The organism is Scandinavium sp. (assembly GCF_032012665.1).
GTDB lineage: Bacteria > Pseudomonadota > Gammaproteobacteria > Enterobacterales > Enterobacteriaceae > Scandinavium.
Window position 1 is genome coordinate 59,424 of the sequence record NZ_DALZVG010000026.1, and the last position, 6,565, is coordinate 65,988.

Annotated in this window: 5 protein-coding genes and 1 tRNA gene; all 6 read left to right on the forward strand. The window is 54.1% G+C overall.

The genetic code is table 11. From position 1 onward, the window contains the following. The first annotated feature begins 206 nt into the window (after positions 1-206). The gene (gene nagB, locus RTU33_RS18135) at positions 207-1,007 is read left to right on the forward strand and encodes a glucosamine-6-phosphate deaminase (protein WP_312629203.1); all 801 of its coding nucleotides are present in this window, start codon (positions 207-209) and stop codon (positions 1,005-1,007) included. Between the two features lie 57 nt (positions 1,008-1,064). Next, positions 1,065-2,210 (forward strand): N-acetylglucosamine-6-phosphate deacetylase, encoded by a 1,146-nt coding sequence (gene nagA / locus RTU33_RS18140; RefSeq protein WP_312629204.1) that lies wholly within the window; start codon positions 1,065-1,067, stop codon positions 2,208-2,210. 11 nt (positions 2,211-2,221) lie between these two features. Beyond that, complete coding sequence (locus RTU33_RS18145; RefSeq protein WP_312629206.1) at positions 2,222-3,442, forward strand: N-acetylglucosamine repressor; 1,221 nt, start codon at positions 2,222-2,224, stop codon at positions 3,440-3,442. Positions 3,443-3,525: 83 nt separating this feature from the next. Further along, positions 3,526-4,278 (forward strand): HAD-IIA family hydrolase, encoded by a 753-nt coding sequence (locus RTU33_RS18150; RefSeq protein ID WP_312629213.1) that lies wholly within the window; start codon positions 3,526-3,528, stop codon positions 4,276-4,278. Positions 4,279-4,535: 257 nt separating this feature from the next. Further along, complete coding sequence (gene asnB / locus RTU33_RS18155; protein ID WP_312629208.1) at positions 4,536-6,200, forward strand: asparagine synthase B; 1,665 nt, start codon at positions 4,536-4,538, stop codon at positions 6,198-6,200. Between the two features lie 231 nt (positions 6,201-6,431). Continuing rightward, positions 6,432-6,508, forward strand: a tRNA-Met gene (locus RTU33_RS18160). The last annotated feature ends 57 nt before the right edge of the window (positions 6,509-6,565 follow it).

Below are 6,565 nucleotides of genomic sequence, written 5' to 3' on the forward strand. Positions count from 1 at the left end.
GTCTCGCAAATTAAACGCACCTTTTTTGTGATTTTTATCACCAAATATCGTCATAACCCCCTCATCCGACTGGCTAACAGGGAAAACTTATTTTATCATTCGAAAAATCAGGACGGATTGCCCCCTCTCGTTGCCAAACCAGGTTACTCTTAACTGAGATTCGGTGCCAATCCGCCAACCGTTTATATTAACTATTGAGGTGAACAATGAGACTGATTCCCCTGGCGACAGCAGAACAAGTAGGCAAATGGGCCGCCCGTCATATCGTCAACCGCATCAATGCGTTTAAACCAACGGCGGATCGTCCGTTCGTTCTGGGTCTGCCAACCGGCGGCACCCCGCTCACAGCATACAAAGCTCTGGTTGATATGCATAAAGCGGGCCAGGTTAGTTTCAAACACGTTGTCACCTTCAACATGGACGAATATGTTGGCCTGCCGAAGGAGCATCCGGAAAGCTACCACAGCTTCATGCACCGCAACTTCTTCGATCACGTTGATATTCCAGCTGAAAACATTAACCTGCTGGATGGCAACGCGCCAGACATCGACGCAGAGTGCCGCCAGTACGAAGAAAAAATCCGCTCCTACGGTAAAATCAACCTGTTCATGGGCGGCGTGGGCAACGACGGTCACATCGCATTCAACGAACCTGCCTCTTCCCTGGCTTCCCGTACCCGCATTAAAACCCTGACTCATGACACCCGCGTGGCAAACTCCCGCTTCTTCGACGGCGACGTGACTCAAGTGCCTAAATACGCACTGACCGTGGGTGTGGGTACGCTGCTGGACGCAGAAGAAGTGATGATTCTGGTGCTGGGCCACCAGAAAGCACAGGCGCTGCAGGCCGCCGTTGAAGGTAACGTCAACCATATGTGGACTATCAGCTGCCTGCAGCTGCATCCGAAAGCGGTCATGGTGTGTGACGAGCCGTCCACCATGGAGCTGAAAGTGAAGACGCTGAAGTACTTCAACGAATTAGAAGCTGAAAACATCAAAGGTCTGTAATTGAATCCCCGCCTCTGTTTTCAGGGGCGGTCGCATTTTTAAGAACCGGGGGTCGTAATGTATGCATTAACTCAGGGCCGAATCTATACCGGCCACGAAATTCTGGATGACCATGCGGTAGTGATTGCCGATGGCCTGATTGAACGTATCTGCCCACAGGCCGACTTGCCGTCCGGGATTGAGCAACGCTCGTTGAATGGCGCCATCCTCGCTCCCGGTTTTATTGACGTGCAGTTAAACGGCTGCGGCGGCGTGCAGTTCAACGACAGCCCGGACGCGGTGACCGTTGAAACGCTGGAAATCATGCAGAAAGCCAACGAAAAATCTGGCTGCACCAGCTACCTGCCAACGCTGATTACCTCCAGCGACGACCTGATGAAGCAGGGTATCCGCGTAATGCGTGAATACCTGGCGAAATACCCAAATCAGGCACTCGGTCTGCACCTTGAGGGCCCGTGGCTGAACATCGTCAAGAAAGGGACCCACAATCCGGATTACGTTCGTAAACCAGACAATGAACTGGTGGACTTCCTCTGCGCCAACGCCGATGTGATAACCAAGGTCACCCTTGCGCCTGAAATGGTACCTGCCGAGGTGATTACTCGTCTGGTGAATGCCGGGATCGTGGTCTCTGCGGGTCACTCCAATGCCACGCTGAAAGAAGCCAAAGTGGGCTTCCGTGCGGGCATCACCTTCGCCACACACCTCTATAACGCGATGCCGTACATCACCGGACGCGAGCCGGGCCTTGCTGGCGCCATCTTTGATGAAGCAGACGTTTACTGCGGCATTATCGTTGACGGTCTGCACGTCGATTTCGCCAACGTCCGCAACGCCAAACGCCTGAAAGGCGATAAGCTGTGCCTGGTGACCGACGCCACCGCGCCGGCGGGGGCAAACATTGAAGAGTTCATTTTTGCTGGTAAAACAATATACTACCGCGATGGGCTCTGCGTGGATGAGAACGGCACCCTGAGCGGCTCGGCGCTAACCATGATTGAAGGCGTGCGTAATCTGGTAGAACACTGCGGCATCGCCCTGGATGAAACCTTGCGTATGGCTACGCTCTATCCTGCCCGCGCCATCGGCGTGGAAAAACAGCTCGGCAGCATTGCGCCAGGCAAGGTGGCGAACCTGACCGCGTTCACCCGCGATTATAAAATCACCAAGACCATCGTTAATGGTAACGAGGTCGTTAACTGAGTAAGTAAAGTATGACATCAGGCGGACAAGCTCAAATTGGTAATGTTGACCTCGTTAAACAGCTTAACAGTGCGGCCGTTTACCGCCTGATTGACCAGCATGGGCCAATCTCGCGCATTCAGATTGCCGAACAGAGCCAGCTTGCGCCCGCCAGCGTGACCAAAATCACGCGTCAGCTTATTGAACGCGGCCTGATCAAAGAAGTCGATCAGCAGGCCTCCACCGGAGGCCGCCGCGCCATTTCTATCGTTACCGAGACCCGCAATTTTCACGCCATCGGCGTACGTCTTGGTCGCCACGACACCACGCTCACGCTTTACGATCTGAGCAGCAAGGTGCTTGCTGAAGAGCACTACCCGCTTCCACAACGCACGCAGGAAACGCTTGAGTATGCGCTCCTCGACACCATCGCCACCTTTATTGAGCACACCCAGCGCAAGATCCGCGAACTGATCGCAATCTCGGTTATCCTGCCGGGGCTGGTCGATCCGGAAAGCGGCGTCATCCGCTATATGCCTCACATTCAGGTGGAGAACTGGGGTCTGGTGGGCGCGCTGGAAAAACGCTTTAACGTCACCTGTTTTGTCGGTCACGATATTCGCAGCCTGGCGCTCGCAGAGCACTACTTCGGTGCAACACAGGACTGCGAAGACTCTATTCTGGTGCGTGTTCATCGAGGAACCGGGGCCGGGATCATCTCCAATGGGCGCATTTTTATCGGCCGCAACGGCAACGTCGGCGAGATTGGCCATATTCAGGTCGACCCGCTCGGCGAACGCTGCCACTGCGGCAATTTTGGCTGCCTGGAAACCGTCGCCGCCAATGCCGCCATCGAACTTAAGGTTCGTCAGCTGTTGGAAAAAGGCTATCAGAGCAAAGTCACGCTGGATGAGTGCAACATCAAAACCATCTGCAAAGCCGCGAATAAGGGCGATGCGCTGGCAAGCGAAGTGATTGAGCAGGTTGGCCGCCATCTGGGTAAAACCATCGCCATTGCTATCAATCTGTTTAATCCGCAAAAAGTGGTGATTGCCGGTGAAATCACCGAAGCCGAAAAAGTGCTGCTGCCCGCCGTCGAAGGCTGCATCAACACTCAGGCGCTGAAAGCGTTTCGCCAGAATCTGCCCGTCGTGCGCTCGGCCCTCGATCATCGTTCGGCCATTGGCGCGTTTGCGCTGGTCAAACGCTCGATGCTTAACGGCCTGCTGCTGCAACACCTGCTCGAAGGCTAACCCGCCCTCCTCCCGCGCCTCGGGCATGCGGGAGGATAATGTGTATAATTACGCCTTTCCTGAACAAAGACGCTGGACTGTCCATGACCCTCAAGAACATCATTTGCGATATTGACGGCGTGCTGATGCACGATAACGTAGCCGTACCGGGCGCTGCTGATTTCGTTGCGCGCGTGCTGGATAAAGGCATGCCGTTTGTCTGCCTGACCAACTACCCGTCACAAACAGGTCAGGATCTGGCAAACCGTTTCGCTACCGCGGGCATCGACGTCCCGGACAGCGTGTTTTATACCTCCGCCATGGCCACCGCCGACTTCCTGCGCCGTCAGGAAGGGAAAAAAGCCTACGTTGTCGGTGAGGGCGCGCTAATCCACGAACTGTATAAAGCCGGATTCACCATCACTGACGTCAACCCGGACTTCGTGATTGTCGGCGAAACGCGCTCCTTTAACTGGGAAATGATGCACAAGGCTGCGTTCTTCGTCGCCAACGGCGCACGCTTTATCGCCACCAACCCGGACACCCACGGCCGTGGCTATTACCCGGCATGCGGTGCGCTTTGTGCAGGTATTGAGAAAATCTCAGGTCGTAAACCTTTTATCGTTGGCAAGCCGAGCCCGTGGATCATCCGCGCCGCGCTCAACAAAATGCAGGCCCACTCTGAAGAAACAGTGATCGTCGGCGACAATCTTCGCACCGACATTCTGGCAGGCTTCCAGGCCGGGCTGGAAACGATTCTGGTGCTCTCCGGTGTCTCCACCGTCGATGACATCGACAATATGCCCTTCCGGCCGTCGTGGATTTACCCGTCGGTTGCCGAAATCGACATCATCTGAGTTCAAAACCACGTCCTGCGGCGTGGTTTTTTATTTTTCAACTTCAAAAATGCACCAACGTCTAATAAAAGACGTAGTTTATTGAGAAACCGTCAATAGCAGAACTAAAAGCCTGCGCCTTTTTCACTATTCGCTAATCCTCATTGCACTATTTTCGTTTAGCCCCGTAATTCTCTTGCGCACGCTTACGCTTTACGGCATTTTTTAAAGCATGCAACGCCCCAACAACACGCAACAGCATTAACGGAGAAGTAGCTATGTGTTCTATTTTCGGTGTACTGGATATCAAGACGGACGCGGTTGAGCTGCGTAAAAAAGCGCTGGAACTGTCCCGCCTGATGCGCCACCGCGGCCCGGACTGGTCCGGTATTTATGCCAGCGATAAAGCTATTCTTGCTCACGAACGTCTGTCGATTGTCGACGTCAACGCCGGTGCCCAGCCGCTTTACAACGAAAAGAAAACCCATGCGCTGGCCGTGAACGGTGAGATCTACAACCATCAGGCACTGCGCGCTGAATATGGCGACCGTTACCAGTTCCAGACGGGTTCCGACTGCGAAGTGATCCTCGCGCTGTACCAGGAAAAAGGCCCGGAGTTCCTCGACGATCTGCAAGGTATGTTCGCCTTCGCCCTGTACGACAGCGAAAAAGACGCGTACCTGATTGGCCGCGATCACATTGGGATCATCCCGCTGTACATGGGTCACGACGAGCACGGCAACCTGTATGTTGCCTCCGAAATGAAAGCACTGGTGCCGGTGTGCCGCACCATCAAAGAATTCCCTGCTGGCAGCTACCTGTGGAGCCAGGACGGCGAAATCCGTCCTTATTATCAGCGCGACTGGTTCGACTATGAGGCGGTAAAAGACAACGTCACCGACAAAAACGAACTGCGTCAGGCGCTGGAAGACTCCGTGAAAAGTCACCTGATGTCTGACGTGCCTTACGGCGTGCTGCTTTCCGGTGGTCTGGATTCATCCGTTATTTCCGCCATCACCAAGAAATTCGCCGCTCGCCGCGTGGAAGATCAGGAGCGATCTGAGGCCTGGTGGCCGCAGCTGCACTCTTTCGCCGTTGGCCTGGAAGGTTCACCGGACCTGAAAGCTGCGCAGGAAGTGGCAAATCATCTGGGCACCGTGCACCATGAGATTCACTTCACCGTGCAGGAAGGTCTGGATGCCATTCGCGACGTGATTTATCACATCGAAACCTACGATGTGACCACCATTCGCGCCTCGACGCCAATGTATCTGATGTCGCGTAAAATCAAGGCGATGGGCATAAAAATGGTGCTTTCTGGCGAAGGCTCCGATGAAGTGTTCGGCGGCTACCTCTACTTCCATAAAGCGCCGAACGCCAAAGAGCTGCATGAAGAAACTGTGCGTAAGCTTCAGGCTCTGCATATGTTTGACTGCGCTCGCGCAAACAAAGCGATGTCTGCCTGGGGTGTTGAAGCGCGCGTGCCGTTCCTCGACAAGAAATTCCTCGACGTGGCGATGCGTATCAACCCGCAGGATAAAATGTGCGGCAACGGCAAAATGGAAAAACACATTCTGCGCGAATGCTTTGAATCTTATCTGCCGGCAAGCGTGGCGTGGCGCCAGAAGGAACAATTCTCTGACGGCGTGGGCTACAGCTGGATTGATACGTTAAAAGAAGTGGCTGCGAAGCAAATCACCGACAAACAGCTGGAAACTGCAAGCTTCCGCTTCCCGTACAACACGCCATCTTCAAAAGAAGCCTATCTGTATCGCGAAATCTTTGAAGAGCTGTTCCCGCTGCCAAGCGCGGCGGAATGTGTACCAGGCGGCCCGTCCGTAGCCTGCTCTTCTGCGAAAGCGATCGAGTGGGACGAAGCGTTCAAAACCATGAACGATCCATCAGGCCGTGCCGTCGGCGTGCATCAGTCTGCCTACAAATAATGTCACGTTTTTGACAAAGGGCCTTTCGGGGCCCTTTTGCCGTTTGTGGGTACTCATCTGGCGGCAAAAAAGGCGTTAGAATCAATTATTGCCGATAAATTCGCCTTGCTGTTCGCAACCTAACCAAACAGTCACATTCCGGCTATTTTCCTTGAAAAAGAAGTTGACGCTACCAGGCTCAATACGCATAATGCGCCCCGCAACGCCGATAAGGTAACGCGAAAAAAAGATGGCTACGTAGCTCAGTTGGTTAGAGCACATCACTCATAATGATGGGGTCACAGGTTCGAATCCCGTCGTAGCCACCATCTTTTTGCGGGAGTGGCGAAATTGGTAGACGCACCAGATTTAGGTTCTGGCGCCGC

Coding starts and splice junctions, on each gene's coding strand:
- nagB (WP_312629203.1), top strand. CDS start 207: ATGAGACTGATTCCCCTGGCGACAGCAGAACAAGTAGGCAAATGGGCC.
- nagA (WP_312629204.1), top strand. CDS start 1,065: ATGTATGCATTAACTCAGGGCCGAATCTATACCGGCCACGAAATTCTG.
- RTU33_RS18145 (WP_312629206.1), top strand. CDS start 2,222: ATGACATCAGGCGGACAAGCTCAAATTGGTAATGTTGACCTCGTTAAA.
- RTU33_RS18150 (WP_312629213.1), top strand. CDS start 3,526: ATGACCCTCAAGAACATCATTTGCGATATTGACGGCGTGCTGATGCAC.
- asnB (WP_312629208.1), top strand. CDS start 4,536: ATGTGTTCTATTTTCGGTGTACTGGATATCAAGACGGACGCGGTTGAG.